16 protein-coding genes are annotated in these 16,975 nt (G+C 44.8%); 14 read left to right on the plus strand and 2 right to left on the minus strand.

Going from position 1 to position 16,975, the window contains the following annotated elements; genetic code table 11:
- Window positions 1-17 precede the first annotated feature (17 nt).
- From ung to pyrF, 9 genes are all read left to right on the plus strand, one after another.
- Window positions 18-731, plus strand: a complete 714-nt coding sequence (ung, locus tag ACVLR6_RS06520) for a uracil-DNA glycosylase (protein ID WP_005177514.1) — start codon at window positions 18-20, stop codon at window positions 729-731.
- Window positions 728-1,852 carry an enoyl-CoA hydratase/isomerase family protein gene (locus tag ACVLR6_RS06525; RefSeq protein ID WP_005177517.1) on the plus strand — a complete coding sequence of 375 codons (1,125 nt, stop codon included), beginning with the start codon at window positions 728-730 and terminating at the stop codon, window positions 1,850-1,852. The genes ung and ACVLR6_RS06525 overlap by 4 nt, the downstream gene beginning before the upstream one ends.
- 3 nt (window positions 1,853-1,855) lie before the next feature.
- Window positions 1,856-2,377, plus strand: a complete 522-nt coding sequence (gene tadA / locus ACVLR6_RS06530) for a tRNA adenosine(34) deaminase TadA (RefSeq protein WP_455996081.1) — start codon at window positions 1,856-1,858, stop codon at window positions 2,375-2,377.
- 57 nt (window positions 2,378-2,434) lie between these two features.
- Complete coding sequence (locus ACVLR6_RS06535) at window positions 2,435-2,866, plus strand: SRPBCC family protein (RefSeq protein WP_104473640.1); 432 nt, start codon at window positions 2,435-2,437, stop codon at window positions 2,864-2,866.
- 27 nt (window positions 2,867-2,893) lie between these two features.
- Window positions 2,894-3,577, plus strand: coding sequence for a (d)CMP kinase (cmk, locus tag ACVLR6_RS06540; protein ID WP_016658215.1), 684 nt, complete (start codon window positions 2,894-2,896; stop codon window positions 3,575-3,577).
- A 106-nt stretch (window positions 3,578-3,683) separates the two neighbouring features.
- The gene (gene rpsA, locus ACVLR6_RS06545; RefSeq protein ID WP_005177527.1) at window positions 3,684-5,360 is read left to right on the plus strand and encodes a 30S ribosomal protein S1; all 1,677 of its coding nucleotides are present in this window, start codon (window positions 3,684-3,686) and stop codon (window positions 5,358-5,360) included.
- A 160-nt stretch (window positions 5,361-5,520) separates the two neighbouring features.
- Window positions 5,521-5,826, plus strand: coding sequence for an integration host factor subunit beta (locus ACVLR6_RS06550; protein WP_005177533.1), 306 nt, complete (start codon window positions 5,521-5,523; stop codon window positions 5,824-5,826).
- A 25-nt stretch (window positions 5,827-5,851) separates the two neighbouring features.
- Window positions 5,852-6,217 carry a lipopolysaccharide assembly protein LapA domain-containing protein gene (locus tag ACVLR6_RS06555; protein ID WP_005177535.1) on the plus strand — a complete coding sequence of 122 codons (366 nt, stop codon included), beginning with the start codon at window positions 5,852-5,854 and terminating at the stop codon, window positions 6,215-6,217.
- 246 nt (window positions 6,218-6,463) lie between these two features.
- Window positions 6,464-7,144, plus strand: a complete 681-nt coding sequence (pyrF, locus tag ACVLR6_RS06560; protein ID WP_104488985.1) for an orotidine-5'-phosphate decarboxylase — start codon at window positions 6,464-6,466, stop codon at window positions 7,142-7,144.
- Window positions 7,145-7,213: 69 nt separating this feature from the next.
- Here pyrF and ACVLR6_RS06565 read toward each other — a convergent pair whose 3' ends face one another.
- Window positions 7,214-8,122, minus strand: coding sequence for a lysine exporter LysO family protein (locus ACVLR6_RS06565; protein WP_104488984.1), 909 nt, complete (start codon window positions 8,120-8,122; stop codon window positions 7,214-7,216).
- A gap of 41 nt (window positions 8,123-8,163) precedes the next feature.
- Window positions 8,164-9,693, minus strand: a complete 1,530-nt coding sequence (locus ACVLR6_RS06570; RefSeq protein ID WP_455996084.1) for a flavin-containing monooxygenase — start codon at window positions 9,691-9,693, stop codon at window positions 8,164-8,166.
- A gap of 157 nt (window positions 9,694-9,850) precedes the next feature.
- On the opposite strand from ACVLR6_RS06570, the gene ACVLR6_RS06575 reads away from it, so the two are divergent.
- The 5 genes from ACVLR6_RS06575 (at window position 9,851) to ACVLR6_RS06595 (ending at window position 16,956) form a co-directional block, all read left to right on the plus strand.
- Complete coding sequence (locus tag ACVLR6_RS06575; RefSeq protein ID WP_455996086.1) at window positions 9,851-10,858, plus strand: helix-turn-helix domain-containing protein; 1,008 nt, start codon at window positions 9,851-9,853, stop codon at window positions 10,856-10,858.
- 83 nt (window positions 10,859-10,941) lie between these two features.
- Entirely contained in the window at window positions 10,942-12,096 is a 1,155-nt protein-coding gene (gene zapE / locus ACVLR6_RS06580) for a cell division protein ZapE (RefSeq protein ID WP_005177549.1), read from the plus strand.
- Window positions 12,097-12,475: 379 nt separating this feature from the next.
- Entirely contained in the window at window positions 12,476-14,641 is a 2,166-nt protein-coding gene (locus ACVLR6_RS06585) for a malate synthase G (protein ID WP_180175173.1), read from the plus strand.
- Window positions 14,642-14,776: 135 nt separating this feature from the next.
- Complete coding sequence (locus tag ACVLR6_RS06590; protein WP_253096874.1) at window positions 14,777-16,219, plus strand: aldehyde dehydrogenase family protein; 1,443 nt, start codon at window positions 14,777-14,779, stop codon at window positions 16,217-16,219.
- A 68-nt stretch (window positions 16,220-16,287) separates the two neighbouring features.
- Window positions 16,288-16,956: an SOS response-associated peptidase gene (locus ACVLR6_RS06595; RefSeq protein ID WP_455996088.1), complete on the plus strand. Its 669-nt coding sequence runs from the start codon at window positions 16,288-16,290 to the stop codon at window positions 16,954-16,956.
- The last annotated feature ends 19 nt before the right edge of the window (window positions 16,957-16,975 follow it).

Raw genomic sequence — 16,975 nt, forward strand, 5'->3', positions numbered from 1 at the left:
AAGGATTTAATACAGGTATGTCTTTAACTGAACAGCAACACGCGAAACTGGAGAAGGTTCAGTTAGATGCGAGCTGGAAATATGCCCTGAGCGATTTTTTGCTGGGTGAGAAAATGGATGCCTTAAAAGCATTCCTACTCGAAGAAAAACAAGCCAATAAAGTGATTTATCCACCAAGTGGCTTAATTTTTAATGCACTAAATACCACGCCGCTAGAGCAGGTCAAAGTCGTTATTCTGGGCCAAGATCCTTATCATGGTCCGAATCAGGCACATGGCCTGAGCTTTTCTGTGCAGAGAGGGGTTGCATTACCGCCATCTTTACGTAATATTTTCCATGAGTTACATACCGACTTGGGGCTAGATATTCCCAAGCATGGCGATTTAACCCGTTGGGCGGAACAGGGTGTGCTGCTGTTAAACAGTGTCCTGACTGTTGAGGCTGCACAGCCAACATCGCATCAGAAGCGGGGCTGGGAAGAATTTACAGATCATGTGATTGATGTCCTAAATGAACAGCGTGAGCATATTGTGTTCATTTTATGGGGTGCCTATGCACAGCGTAAGGGACAACGCATTGATCCGAATAAACACTTAATCTTGAAAGCCGCACATCCGTCGCCGCTGGCGGCAAACCGTGGTGGTTTTTTTGGATGTAAAGTGTTTTCAAAAACAAATAATTACCTGAAACAACATGGCATTGAGCCTATAGACTGGCAGCTGGACGCATGACACAAACTCCCGTATTGAAACAGTATCATCCCGATTTAATTGTTGAAGAAGCACAAAATGGCTGGCGTATTGTTCGTTTGAACCGTCCAAAGTCGTTGCATGCACTGGATGAATCTATCGTGACTGCTTTACTGGAAGTCTTTCAGGACTTTCATACGGATGAGCAGGTGAAAGCCATTTGGCTCGATTCCACTACACCAAAAGCCTTCTGTGCCGGTGGCGATGTGCGCAAACTGCGTCAACTGGTGATTAATGACGAAGTTGAGGCAGCCAATAAATTCTTTGAACAGGAATATGCGCTGGATTTGTTGCTGCATAACTATGCCAAACCGGTTCTGGTCTGGGGTGAAGGTTATGTGATGGGCGGTGGTTTGGGTCTGTTTATGGCAGCGCCGTTCCGTCTGGTAACCCCGCATTCACGTCTGGCAATGCCGGAAATTAATATCGGTCTTTATCCAGATGTAGGTGCATCGCGCTTTCTGGCAGATCGGGGTGCTATTGGCCTGTTCACTGGTTTAACCGGTTCGATTATGACTGCCGCCGGCGCTTACGGAATTGGCTGGGCCACACATATCTGTGATGTCGCACGTGATGTGGTGTTGGACCGGATGATTAATATTGACTGGGATCATTATCCGGCCGGTGATTTTCGTGCTATTGATGACACTTTGAACAGTATGCATCGTCCGGTTGGACCAGGACCATTACAGAATTCATTGGATGTAATTCATAGCGTGTGTCGTGGTGTCAACTTTGAACATGACTATGAAGCAATTGTCGGTTTAAGTGATGCGCGTAGCGACTGGTTGCGTCAGGCCAGTGAAAACCTGCAAAAAGGTTCACTGACAACTGCAGCCCTAAGCTGGTTATTATGGCAATGGGGCAAGCAGGTGCATTCATGGAATGAAGTGTTTGAACTGGAAACCCAGATTTCGGCCTGGAAAATCAATCATCCTGACTTTGTTGAGGGGGTGCGTGCCCGTCTGGTCGATAAGGATTTATCTCCAGAGTGGAAGCAGGGCGCTGATCGCAGTCTGAAAGGTATTCTGGCTGATGATCCACCAGTGACTTCAATTCAAAGCTGGAATGACCTGCTGAAACGTCATGGTGTTATCAGCTGATTTATGTCTGATGTAGAAGCTTATTCTGATGAATACTGGATGCAGCATGCTTTTGAGCAGGCTGCATTAGCGGCCTCGCAGGGAGAAATTCCTGTCGGGGCAATTTTAGTCAGTCAGAACCAGATTATTGGGTCAGGCTATAATGCGCCCATTTCCCTGAATGATCCTACTGCGCATGCTGAAATTCTGGCGATTCGTCAGGCCTGTAGCCACATTGCAAATTACCGTTTGCCGGAAGATACCACGCTCTATGTCACGCTAGAGCCGTGTACCATGTGTGTGGGTGCGCTGATTCATGCCCGGGTAAAACGGGTAGTATTTGGTACCACCGAGCCGAAAGCCGGTTCTCTGGTTAGTGCACGCCAATTGCTGGACAGTGGCTATTATAACCATCTGTTTGAGTTTGAATCGGGCTGTTTACAAACCCAGTGTGCAGCCCAGTTGAGAGATTTTTTCAAGCTGCGTCGTGAGCAGAAAAGACAGCAAAAATTACAACAAAAGTCCTTAAATGATCAGAATCTTTAAAGCATTTTCCTCTACACTAAGCCGTGTACGTGATTGAATCCCTTTAGGAACAATAAAATGAACGCTATTCAAATTAAAAAAGAATTTAATGCGCCTGTAGCACAGGTATTTGAATTAATGTCGAAACATGCCACCTATAACACCGCTTTTGCACCTTTGCAGGTTAAGCGTGTCAAGGATTCCGCTGATCCTGAACGCCCGGATGGTGTGGGTTCGGTGCGCCGGATGGGTTTTGGCCCGGTTAAGCCTTTGCAGGAGCAGATTACGGTGCTCGAGCCAAATCAGCGGATTGAATATAAAATTATTAAAAATCCGTTGGTGAAACATCATTTGGGCGTGATTGAATTTGAGCCTGTGGCAGAAGATAAAACCCTGGTGACCTACCGGATTGAGCTGCAGGCACGCGCGCCTTTTGTCAGTAAACTCATTCTTGCCCAGTTGAAAACTGCAATTAAAATCGGTTTAAGTAAACTGGCTAAATCTGTATAAAAATCTGTAAATATGTCTGGAAACGCAATGACAGTTCAAATTATTACCATTGATGGGCCAAGTGGCTCAGGTAAAGGTACGCTTGCCGCCAAACTGGCTGCACATTATCAATTTCACTTGCTGGATTCAGGCGCGCTGTATCGTCTGCTTGGGCTGTCATTGCATAAGGCAGATTTGCTGGAAAGTCTGAGTAACGAACTAAGCAAATGCATCGAAATTGCAACAAATTTAGACATCAAATTTCAGAGCACAGCAACCGGCACTCAGGTCATGCTGGATGGCGAAGATGTCAGCCAGACCATCCGTACCGAACGTGTCGGAGAATATGCTTCAAAAGTAGCAGCAATTCCGGAACTTAGAACGGCATTGTTGGCCCGTCAGCGTGCTTTTGCCCAGGCGCCGGGGCTGGTAGCCGATGGTCGTGACATGGCCACCTCCATTTTTCCTGAAGCACAAGCCAAAATTTATCTGACTGCATCGGCAGAGTCGCGCGCGCAAAGACGTGTAAAACAGTTGCAGGGTATGGGGCTGGATGCTAAAATAAACGACATTTTAGCTAATATCGAAGCTCGCGACAAACGAGATATGGAGCGCGAAGTTGCTCCACTCAAGCCAGCGGTTGATGCTTACATCATTGACAGTTCAGATTTGAACATCGATGAAGTCTTTCAACTGATGACACGTTATGTCGATCAGCAGTTAGCAAACTAAATTTATTCAGCGAATGCATAGCTTGATCAGTTTTATACGGACTATGTAAACGCTTAACTAAACCGGCCTTGTCTGATCCAAGACCGCTGACTTTATCGGAAATATCATGACCGAATCTTTTGCAGCCCTCTTTGAAGAAAGCGAATTAAACCTCAACGTTGAAAAGGGTGCTGTCATCCAAGGCGTTGTAGTAAGCATCGACTCTGATTGGGTAACAGTTGACACTGGCCTTAAATCTGAAGGTATTGTTGACCGTGCTGAATTCTTAAATGAACAACGTGAACTTGAAGTTCAAGTTGGTGATACTGTTGATGTTGTTGTTGAAGCTCTCGACAACGGTATGGGTCAAACAGTTTTATCACGTGAAAAAGCGAAACGTGCTGAAACTTGGACTAAACTTGAAAAAATCTTTGAAGACGGCGAAATCGTTACTGGTGTTATCTCTGGTAAAGTTAAAGGCGGTTTCACTGTTGACATCGGTCCAGTTCGTGCGTTCTTACCAGGTTCTTTGGTAGACACTCGTCCTATCCGTGACACCACTCACCTTGAAGGTAAAGAGTTAGAATTCAAAGTTATCAAGCTTGACGCTAAACGTAACAACGTTGTTGTTTCTCGTCGTGCTGTTATGGAAGCTGAATCTTCAGCTGACCGTGAAGCGCTTCTTGCTCAGCTTGAAGAAGGTCAAACAGTTACAGGTACGATCAAGAACCTTACTGATTACGGCGCGTTCGTTGACCTTGGCGGTATCGACGGTCTTCTTCACATCACTGACATGGCTTGGAAACGTATCAAGCACCCATCAGAAGTTGTTGAAGTTGGTCAAGAAGTTACTGTTAAAGTACTTAAGTTTGACAAAGAACGTAACCGCGTCTCTTTAGGCCTGAAACAATTAGGCGAAGATCCATGGTTAGCGATCATGAGCCGTTATCCTAAAGGTTCTATCGTTAAAGCTCGCGTAACTAACTTAACTGACTACGGTTGCTTCGCTGAAATCGCTGAAGGCGTTGAAGGCTTAGTACACGTTTCAGAAATGGACCACACAAACAAAAACATCCACCCATCTAAAGTTGTTCAGATCGGTGACGAAGTTGACGTTATGGTTCTTGAAGTTGATGAAGAGCGTCGTCGTATTTCTCTTGGTATCAAACAAACTCGTGCTAACCCATGGGAAGAGTTTGCTAAGAACCACGACAAAGGTGAAAAAGTTTCAGGTACAATCAAGTCAATCACTGACTTCGGTATCTTCATCGGTTTACCAGGCGGTATCGATGGTCTAGTTCACTTGTCTGACATCTCTTGGAACGAACAAGGCGAAGAAGCGATTCGTCGTTACAAGAAAGGTGACACTGTTGAAGCGGTTATCCTGTCTGTAGACGCTGAAGGCAACCGTATCAGCCTTGGTATCAAGCAATTGAACAGCGATCCATTCAACGATTTCTTGGCTGCTAACGAACGCGGTGCGCTGGTTAAAGGTACTGTAACTGCAGTTGACGCGAAAGGCGCGACTGTTAAGTTAGCTGACGAAGTTGAAGCAACTCTGAAAGCATCTGAAATCAACCGTGATCGCGTTGAAGATGCAACTAAGTTCTTAGAAGTTGGTCAAGAAGTTGAAGCGAAAATCATCAACGTTGACCGTAAGTCTCGCTCTATCAACTTGTCTATCAAAGCGAAAGACGAAGCTGAAGAGAAAGAAGCAGTAGCTAACTTACGTCAAGCAACAGCTTCTCAAGACAATGGTCCTAAGACTATTGGTGATCTGATCAAAGCTCAGATGAACCACTAAGTAGCCGTGGAAAAGTATGATTAATGTAATTTAACTCTTACTTTTTACACAAATACTGTAAACGGTAGCGTAGTATTAACTTATTGCGCTACCGTTTTGTATTTAAACAGGTTATTATCGGTTTTAAGTTAAAGTAGCTTGATAATTAAAGAGGTCGCAGATGACTACTGAAGCACTTAATAAGTCTGACTTAATAGAGCGAATTTCCCTAAAAAATCCACATTTAGCGGAACCTTTAGTTGAAGAAGCTGTTAAGATTATGATTGATCAAATGATTGAATCACTGTCTGCAGATAACCGAATTGAAATTCGTGGATTTGGTAGCTTTGCATTGCATCATCGTGAGCCACGTGTAGGTCGTAACCCGAAAACGGGCAAGTCGGTTAAAGTGGCGGCAAAAGCGGTACCTCATTTCAAACCAGGTAAAGCATTGCGCGATGCAGTGAACGCATCTGCAGAGAAATAATTAATTTATATCCTGAGGTGTGTTTATGCGTTACGTCTTAGTCGCATTATTGATTGTACTGTTTGGCTATTCATTGGCTCTGGTTTTACAAAATGGGACCGAGCTGTCGGTTGACCTTTTGTTCACTCAAGTTCCAGCCATGCGTTTGGGGTTATTGTTATTACTGACCCTGGCACTGGGTGTTGTTGTTGGACTTTTACTGGGTGTGCAGATTTTCCGCGTATTCCAGACCAGCTGGGAAATCAAGCGACTGCGTAAAGATATTGACCATCTGCGCAAAGAACAAATTCATACGGCACAGTTGGCAGCGGCTGAGGCGGCTGCAAATACACGCCATGAAAAAACAGTGGTAGATATTCATCCGAATGATCGTTCATCTACACCTTTATAGTGGGCGCTTGAATAAAGTTGAATGGCTTTATTCAGGGTCTGCAACTTGAAATATTTAACGCTTAAGAGCTGATCTCTTAAGCGTTTTTTTATACAGCCATGTTTTGAAATGCTTAGTTTGATCTATAAGGTTTTATAAATAAGCAGCTTAATTTAACTGCTTTGCTTATATTCAATAAAATTCACTTGGTTGCCAGATTTGAAATTCGTATAATGCTTTAATTTTGTCAGTTTTAAGGGTCTTCTCATGAGTATTATCGTTGCTTTAGATGCAAAAAGTCATTACGACGCAATGACAATTGCCGAGCAGCTAGACCCAGCCTTATGTCGGGTTAAGGTCGGTAAAGAGCTGTTTACCCATGAAGGGCCAGCAGTGGTCAAAGCACTGCAAGATAAAGGCTTTGAAGTTTTTCTGGATTTGAAATTCCACGATATTCCTAATACCACGGCTCAGGCTGTATGTGCGGCAGCAGACTTAGGGGTGTGGATGGTGAATGTGCATGCCTCTGGCGGCCGAAAAATGATGGAAACCTGTGTAGAGCGCTTAAAAGCAGGGAATTACAACACCCAGCTTATTGCGGTGACTGTTCTGACCTCAATGGGCCGTGAAGATTTACGTGATATCGGTTTAGATATTGAGCCATTTGAACAGGTGAAGCGTTTAGCCGCCTTAACCAAAGACAGTGGTTTAGATGGTGTGGTTTGTTCAGCGCAAGAAGCCAAGATGCTGCGTGACAGCTTGGGTCAGGAGTTTGCTCTGGTAACGCCGGGGATTCGCCCTGAAGGTTCAGCTGCAGATGATCAGAAGCGTATCGTCACGCCTAAACAGGCGATGCTGGATGGTTCTACACATCTGGTGATTGGTCGCCCAATTACCAAGGCGGAACATCCTCGTCAAATGCTTAAAGATATTCTAGCGACGTTGTAATCTCCCTAAACCCCCCTTTTCCAAAGGGGGACTCCTCCCTTTGTAAAGGGAGGTTGGAAGAGGTTAAATCTAAATCACTGCCAGAATACTGACCACGATAGGTGCCAATACTGACAACACAAAACCACTGACCATGGCATGAGGAATAAAGTCATTGCCACAGGCCTGTTTCACCATTGGTAAGGTCACATCCATCGCTGTAGCGCCGGCAGAAGAAATGGCCGCACGCGGATAACGCCAACCAATCAGATACATCAGCACAATCGCAAAGATTTCGCGGAATAAATCATTCATCAGGGCAATACTGCCCAGTTCAGCTGTACGCAGTTCACTAATTACAATCCCGCTCATGGAATAAAAGCCATAGCCTTGCGACAGCATGATCAGATCTTTTAGGGAAATGTGGGATAGCCAGAATAAGCAGAACAGCGCCCCTAAAATCGAGCCAACAATACAGCCCACTGGCACCAGCAGGATGTTCCAGTTTAACCAGGAGTGGTCAAGTGGCGCACGTGCGAGATCAAAACCAATCATTAGCATAAAGACCAGTAATAAATGCCAGGTACTAATATGTAAATTGAGCTGCCAATATTCACTGCCCAGATAAAGCAGATAACCAGCGGCTAAAGCAATGAAGGCATAACTGATATTGAGTAAGGATTGTAGTACCAGACTGAAGGATACGCGTCCTTGGCTGGGCTGAAAACCGGCCCATTTAAACAGGCCATAACAGCAGGCGAAAGCGCCGAGACTGGTGCTAAATGAAATCAGCATTGCGCTGGTTAAAATACGTTCCGGTTGAGGGATTTGGTTTAAAGTCTGGGCAAATTCAAGTGAAATGGCGATCAGTAGAATATAGCTGAAATAAGGTAACAGTTTCAGCATAAGCTGTTGCAGCCAGCGGGGAAACCGGGCTGCAAAGGCATAGCCGAGATAGAGACAAAATAGTAGCTGGAAAATAAGCCAAAAGGATTGCATCTATACTCGCCTAAAATCAATTCCTGCTTATTATGCCTGAATTAGCTGGCCAGCTGTTGTTTCACGTGTTTATTCAGTAAGCGATAATCAGCCGGATTCACTTTCTGGGTTTTTAACCAGTATTTCCAGGTATAGGTCGGCCATAGGGCAAAGTTTTTACCGCCATCTTGCTGATACCAGCTGACACAACCGGATTGCCAGATGGTCCCGGCCAGCATCTCCTGAACATAACGGTTATAGTCATCATGAACCTGATCTTTAATAACTATGGCATCGGTCTGGGTCTGTTCGACCAGCTTGATCATCTGCAAAATATAGTCGACCTGTGCCTCAATCATAAACACTACGGAATTATGTGCCAGTACGGTATTGGGGCCTAGTAGCTGGAACAGGTTGGGAAAGCCTTTGGTGCAAATGCCATAATAACTTTCGGCGCCATCTTTCCAGGCCTGTTTCAGCTCCACGCCATGTTCACCGACGCAATCAAACGATTTCAGATAAATGCGTGGATCGGTAATAAAACCGGTGCCATAAATCAGACAATCAATTGGACGTTCTTTGCCATCTTTGGTGATGATACTGTGTTCGGTCAGTTCCTGAATGGCATCAGTCACCAGTTCGACATTGGCACGATTAAAGGTCGGATAATATTTATTGGAGACCAGAATACGCTTACAACCCATAATGTAGTCGGGAATCAGCTTGGCGGCGATGCGTTTGTCCTTGACCTGATATTTTAAAAAGACTTCGGCCAGTTTCTGGGTATATTTCATTACCCCTGGTTTTACAATCGGCACCACGCGGGATTCATTGGACCAGTATAGGCGGGCACGGTGCAGTTTTCTAAACCAGTCAAACTTTTTAAACAGCTTTTTTTCAAGCTGGCTATAGAGTCGTTCATCGCGTGGAATGACCCAGGCGGCGGTACGCTGAAACACATACAGCTGTCTGGTTTGCGGGGCAATTTCCGGAATATATTGAATGGCACTGCCGCCAGTACCAATTGAGGCGACATTTTTACCGTTTAAGTCGTATTGATGATCCCACTGCGATGAATGAAAGACCTTGCCTTTAAATTTTTCGATCCCCGGAATATGCGGAATTTGCGGCACATGCAAGGGTCCGGAGGCAAATACCACATATTGGGCAATCAGCTTGCGCTGCTGATTGAGCTCTAAATGCCATTCACAGTCCTGTTCCTGATAATGTGCAGACAGGACTTCAGTCTGAAACTGGCAATAATCTCTGAGCTGGAACTGATCGGTCAGGCCCTGAATATAGGCAAAAATCTCTGGCGCTTCGGCATAGCGTTTTGACCAGTCGGTTTTGGGCGCAAATGACAGGGAATACATATGCGATTGCACATCACAGGCCGCACCCGGATACTGGTTTTCCCGCCAGGTACCACCAACCTCATTGGCTTTTTCCAGAATCATAAAATCGGTGATCTGTTGCTGCAGCAGGCGAATAGCCATCGCCAGGCCACCAAAACCGGCACCAATAATGGCAATTTTAGTTTTTTGAATGGCATGATTTGTAGAAAAATCATGATTTGACAATGCATCATGCATAGTTGTATATCCTTTTCTTTTTATTTCTATGATTAGTATATAAGCGGGTCAGTGCAGATGCCATGATAGCACTGACAAAAAAATTGATATTTTCGGCAATTTAAAAATAGTGAATGATATAGTAAAACAGATACACAGACGTGACTCAAGCGCCCCTATGAAACGATCCATTCTCGGTCTCATGTACTTAATTCAAGGTATGCGAAATGCCGGAATTGATGTGGATGAGCGTTTGCAAAGTATCGGGCTGCATGCAGATGCGTTAGATGCCAGTTCGGTGATTCATCCGCGACTGGAACTGGATATTCTGAAAATTATTGGCGCCGGGGTGCGACCTGAGCAGGGTATTTTTATTGGTCAGCATTATGCACTGGCCGGTTATGGTCCCTTGCTGATGTTACTGGTGACCTCTGACACTATTGCGACCGCGATTGAAAAAGGCATTCAGTATCAGGGGCTGACTCATCTGACCGGGCAGCTAAAGCTGAAACATGAAGCAGATCAGGTGGCGCTGCAATATCTGCCGAATGATCTGGATAGCGATTTGGGTATGCTGCGGGCGCAATGTGAAATTTCCGGGACTTTCAAGTTTATTCAGGATCTTTACAAGATGATGAGCCTGAATGTGCCGCAAATCCGTATTGAACTGCCATTTGCACGTCCACATCAGGCACAGGCCCTGGTGGCTTATCATGACTATTATGGTCATGACTTGTGTTTTGGCCATGACCATGCAGCGTTCTGGTTCGAGCAGTCGGTGCTGGAAGTGAAAATTCCATCCGCTGATTCAATTACCTTCAAGACCTTTGAAGAAAAGTGTATTGAAGAGCTGCAGCGCTTAAAACTGGAAGATCAGGCACCGACCTTGGTGCAGCGGGTCAAAGATTATCTGGAATTGCAGCAGGGCGTGATGCCGACTATGGCAGAAACCGCGCAGGCCTTACAGATTCCAGAACGTACCTTGCGGCATCAGTTGCAGCAGTTGAACACCAGTTATAAACAGATTCGTGAAGATTTAATTAAAGACAAGGCATTGAGATTAATTGAATATCAAGCTTATTCAATTGAAATGATTGCAGAGTTACTGGGTTATTCAGAACCTGCAGCTTTTAATCATGCCTTTAAACGCTGGTTTGGACAAAGTCCGCGCCAGTATGGGAAATAGCCTAAGCATTTTAAACCCAAAGTGGTATATTGTGCGGCGGTTATCTTCGTTATCATTTATTAACCCCAAAAGTACTGAATAATATGTCTGACTTCAACTCATCCCACAACACAGCATATACTCCATTGTCTCCGGCAGAACGCTATGCACAGGCGTTGGCGTCGGGGCAGTTCATGCCAGATGAAGCACAGGCCGAAGCGGTACACGAGCTGGACCGGGTGTGGCAAGAGTTAATTCAGCGTTATAAAGCCTCGAAAAAGGCCTTTCGCCGTTTTCGTCGTCAGACATCCCCGCGCGGTGTGTATATGTGGGGCGGGGTTGGACGCGGTAAAACCTGGCTGATGGACCAGTTCTATGAATCAATTCCGTTTCGCCGCAAAATCCGTATGCATTTCCATCACTTTATGCAGCATGTGCATCGTGAACTGAACAAACTGTCAGGGCAGCGTAACCCGCTCGATACAGTGGCTGATCAGATTTATAAAGATGCGGTAATTATCTGTTTTGATGAATTCTTTGTATCTAACGTGACTGATGCCATGATTCTCAGCGACCTGTTCCAGAAGCTGTTTAATCGCGGCATTACTTTGGTGGCCACCTCAAACATCGCGCCAGATGGCTTGTATAAAAATGGTATTCACCGTGACCGCTTTATTCCGACCATTGAAATGGTGAAAAAGAACTGTGCCATTTTAAATGTCGATGCCGGGGTGGATTACCGTTTACGCGTGTTAAAGCAGGCACAACTGTTTAAATCACCGCTGACACATGATCATAATGTCTGGATGGCGCAGCGTTTTGATGCACTGACTCATACCCAAACCCATTCGGATGAGCCCATTACCATCAACAACCGTTTAATTGAAACGGTGGCGCATACTGAAGATGTGCTGTGGTGTGAATTCTCGGAAATGTGCCTGAAACCGCGTAGCCCGGCTGACTATATTGAAATTGCCAACCTGTACAATACCGTGCTGGTCAGCAATGTGCCGCATTTAACCGATTATCTGGCCGATGGTACACGCCGTTTTATTTATCTGGTCGATGAGTTTTATGATCGTGGTGTAAAACTGCTATTAACCTCTGAAGATTCGATTATTGAACTGTATCAGGGTGAAAAACTGGCCTTTGAAATTGAACGGACGCGTTCACGTTTGCTGGAAATGCAGTCAGATGATTATTTACATGCAGCGCATCGTCAGATTTCAGCTGCGGGTGCATCGACTGAAGCATCTTAATACTGAATTCGACATATTTAAAAAGCGTCCAACCGGGCGCTTTTTTTGTAGCAAAAAATCTTTGCTGCTTTTATCGACATTTTGTTCAATTCATGGCTTAATCTTGGCTAATAATAAAACCCGGAAGGGCTGAAGTGCCGAATTTTCTTTACAATTCTGAACTTAAGTCTAATTCCGACATTTCAAAAACTTTATACACTGTAGGTTATATATTTCGCTTAATGATAATGTCACATCCTAAGATTATTTTATTTTTAAATAGCAACATTTATTTAATAAAAAATGATCACTATTTAGCAATGTGATAATACTATTCAGCCAAATATAAATCGGTATACTAGAATCTCTTGTATAAAAAGTAGCAATATCAGGAAAGACAATGACTGCACGTATTCAAAAAGGCAAGTTAGCGATTGCTAAAGAACTTTACGATTTCATCGAAAATGAAGCATTACCAGGTTCTGGTTTAGACAGTGACACCTACTGGAAAAACTTTGAGCAAGTCGTTGTCGACCTTACGCCTAAGAACAAGGCATTGCTTGCCAAACGTGATGATCTGCAAGCGAAGATTGACGAATGGCATCGCAATAACACATTTGAACTAGAAGCTTACAAAGCCTTCTTGTCTGAAATTGGCTACTTATTACCAGAAGTAGAAGATTTTCAAATTACGACTGAAAATGTAGATGAAGAAATTGCATTACTGGCAGGCCCACAGTTAGTTGTCCCTGTACGTAATGCGCGTTACTGCCTGAACGCAGCCAATGCACGTTGGGGTTCTCTATATGACGCACTATACGGCTTTGACGTAATCTCTGAAGAAGATGGCGCAGAAAAAGGCAAAGGCTATAACCCGAAACGTGGTGAGAAAGTTATCGCATTCGCGAAAAACTTCCTGGATGAAACTTTCCCGTTGGCGCAAGGTTCACACGCAGATGCAACAAAATATGCGGTTGAAGGTAATGCACTGGTTGTTAGCCTGAAAGATGGCTCAACTACGACTGTTGCAGATGCTGCTAAATTTGTCGGTTATAATGGCGAAGCGGCTGCACCAACTGAAGTTGTGCTGAAAAATAACGGCCTGCATGTCATCATCCAGATTGATGCCAACAGCCCAATTGGCCAAACTGATGCAGCTGGTGTAAAAGACGTTGTTCTTGAAGCTGCTGTAACGACAATTCAAGACTTGGAAGACTCAATTGCAGCTGTAGATGCTGAAGAAAAAGTAGAAGGCTACCGTAACTGGTTAGGTCTAATGAAAGGTACTTTATCAGAGTCAATCGAGAAAAATGGCAAAACCATGACTCGTACATTGAACGCTGACCGTACTTTCAAAAACCTAGAAGGCGGTGAAACTAAAGTTCATGGTCGTTCATTAATGTTACTACGTAACGTAGGTCACTTAATGACTAACCCTGCAATTTTGGTTGATGGTCAAGAAATCTATGAAGGGATCATGGACGCATTGATCACTCCATTATTGACTTTTGCTGACATTCGCGGTGAAAACACGATCAAGAACTCACGTCAAGGTTCTATGTACATCGTGAAGCCAAAAATGCATGGTCCAGATGAAGTTGCATTTGCAGTTGAATTGTTTGAACGTGCTGAACAAGTACTTGGCTTGCCTGCGAAGACTTTAAAAATCGGTATCATGGATGAAGAACGTCGTACTTCTGTAAACTTGAAAAACTGTATTGCTCAAGCTAAAGACCGTACTATCTTCATTAACACTGGTTTCATGGACCGTACAGGTGACGAAATCCATACCTTCATGGAAGCAGGTCCATTCGTTCGTAAAGGCGAAGTAAAAGGTCAAATTTGGTTCCCAGCGTATGAAAACCGTAACGTGATGATTGGTTTGAAAGCAGGTTTACGTGGTAAAGCACAAATTGGTAAAGGCATGTGGCCAAAACCAGACATGCTTTTAGACATGTACAAAACCAAAACTGAACATCCTGAAGCGGGTGCAAGCTGTGCATGGGTTCCATCACCTACAGGTGCTGTGATTCACGCTATCCACTATCACCAAGTGAACGTAGCAGACCGTCAACAAGAATTGTTGGCAACTGAGCCTTTATCTTTAGATGACTTGTTAACTCCGCCATTGGCGAAAGACACTAACTGGTCTGACGAAGAAAAAACTAAAGAGCTTGAAAACAACTGTCAAGGTATCTTGGGTTACGTTGTACGTTGGGTAGATTTAGGTGTAGGTTGTTCTAAAGTTCCAGACATCAACGATGTTGGCTTGATGGAAGACCGTGCAACGTTACGTATTTCTTCACAACACGTTGCCAACTGGTTACGTCACGGTATCGTGACACGTGAGCAAGTTGAGGAAGTAATGCAGCGTATGGCTAAAATTGTGGATGAGCAAAATGCCAACGATCCATTATATACGCCAATGTCTAACGACTTTGAGAACAACATCGCATTCCAAGCTGCGTCTGACTTAATCTTTAAAGGTGGTGAGCAGCCAGCAGGTTATACCGAGCCGCTATTGCACGCAGCACGTTTAAAATTAAAAGGCTATACAGGTGACTAATCCTGAATTTGCCTGATCTAAAAAAGCCTTCTTCGGAAGGCTTTTTTTATGGCAATAATTACACACCGAATAGCACTAGAACTTTCTGTGCAGACCTTTTAGAGTGAGGGAAATCATCAAAATCTGGAAGATGTTATGGGCGCGTATCAATTTCTTGATCAACAGTTTATTGCCGGTGAATGGATCAAGGGCACTTCAACCCGAATCCTGGACAATCTGAATCCTTATACCCAAGAAAGCATTTTAAAATTACAAGGTGCCAGTATTGTCGATGTCGACAGTGCCTATGCGGCGGCTTTGGAGTATGCCGCAAAGTGGGCAGACAGTTCAGCCGAAGCACGAAAAAATCTGCTGCTGCGCGTAATTGAGATTATTCAGGCGCGTCGGGAGGAAATTATCGACTGGCTGATTCAGGAATCGGGCAGCACCCGCTTAAAAGCCAATATTGAAGTCGATGCTGCAATAGGCATTTTAAAAGAAAGCTCGACTTTCCCGGAGCGTATGTTAAGCCAACAGTTGCCATCTCCCGATCCAACCCGTCAAAGCTATGCGGTACGTAAACCGCTGGGCGTGGTGGCGGTAATTAGCCCGTGGAATTTTCCTTTTCATTTAAGTATGCGTTCGGTGGCTGCAGCACTGGCGCTAGGCAATACCGTGGTGCTGAAACCGGCCAGTGATACGCCAATTACCGGTGGCTTGCTGCTGGCTAAACTGTTTGAAGAAGCCGGTGCTCCGATGGGCAGCCTTAGTGTGCTGGCAGGTGCAGGTAGTGAAATCGGCGATTATTTTGTTGAACATGAAGTGCCGAAACTGATTTCCTTTACCGGTTCTACCGAAGTGGGCAAGCGCGTGGGTCAGCTAGCAGTGAGCAGTCCCAATTTAAAACGGCTGGCGCTGGAGCTGGGCGGAAACGCACCTTTGGTGGTGCTGGATGATGCCGATCTGGACTTGGCGGTAGAACTGGCGGTGATGGGGCGCTTTTTGCATCAGGGTCAGATTTGTATGAGTACCAATCGCATTATTGTCGATGCAAAAGTGCATGACAGTTTTGTCGGTAAACTGGTTGAACGCAGTAAAAGCATTCCTTTTGGTGATCCGAATGAAGATACTACAGTGATTGGCCCAATTATTAACCGCGATCAGGTGCAGAAGATTCAGCATATTATCCAGCAAGGACAAGAGGCTGGCGCGACGCTGGTACTGCAAGGTGCCACGCGCGGTCATGTGATTCCACCGCATATTTTTATTGATGTTGACCCGGCATCGAGTCTGGCGCAAGAAGAAAGTTTTGGGCCGGTATTGCCCGTGATTAAAGCACAAAATGAGGCCGAAGCACTGATGCTGGCCAATGCCACACGTTTTGGCTTATCCAGTGCAGTCTGTAGCGCCAATATTGAACGTGCCAAAGCTTTTGCTTTAAAAATTGACGCTGGGATGACGCATATCAATGCCATTACCGTAGCCGATTATCCGAATGCACCTTTTGGCGGTGAGAAAAATTCAGGTCTGGGACGTTTTAATGGTCAATGGGTGTTGGAGGAGTTTTGTCGCACCCACTGGTTAACGCTACCCAGTTAAAGCACAGACGCAACTTAACCGCCTGAAGGCGTATAATAGAGCTGTCTAAACTGAGCAGCCATATTGTCATGTGTGCCAACTTTAAACCGCTTACACCACAACAGCGACAGGATTTAAATCTCCCGGATATTCCTTTTGAATATGAAGATGAGGTCTATCCGGGTTATCACTTACCGTTGCTGTTCAAATCTGAACAGGGGCTGGAATGGCGTAAGGTGATGTTTGGTTTGGTGCCGAAGTGGGCGGAAGATAAGAGCATTGCCCATAAAACCTATAATGCCCGTAATGAAACCCTGTTACAGAAACCCAGCTTTCAGGAAGCGGTGCTGAAACGCAAGTTTGGGGTCATTCCGGTAACGGAGTTTTATGAATCCAAATATATTGACAATAAACCGCAGCGCTGGGGCGTGCGCCGTAAAGATGGGCAGGCGTTTTATATTGCGGCTTTATATGAAATTTACAAAATTCAGGATGAGATTATTCGTTCCTGCACCATGATTACCATGGACGCGATCGACCACCCAATGATGAAAGACTTTCATGAACCGGGCAATGTAAAACGTTCGGTGATTGTGATTCCACATGCACGTTTGCAGGAATGGCTTGGCCAAACTCAGCCGGATATTCAGCGTTTTGTCGAAGGCTTTCCAGTTGAAGAGTTTGAATGCTCGCATGTGCCAAAAATAAAAATCGAAAAAGTTAGTCCCCAACTGAACTTTTTCGATTCTTTGTCATAAGCAGTGTGTAGAATGCTGG

This window comes from Acinetobacter sp. T63, assembly GCF_053852345.1.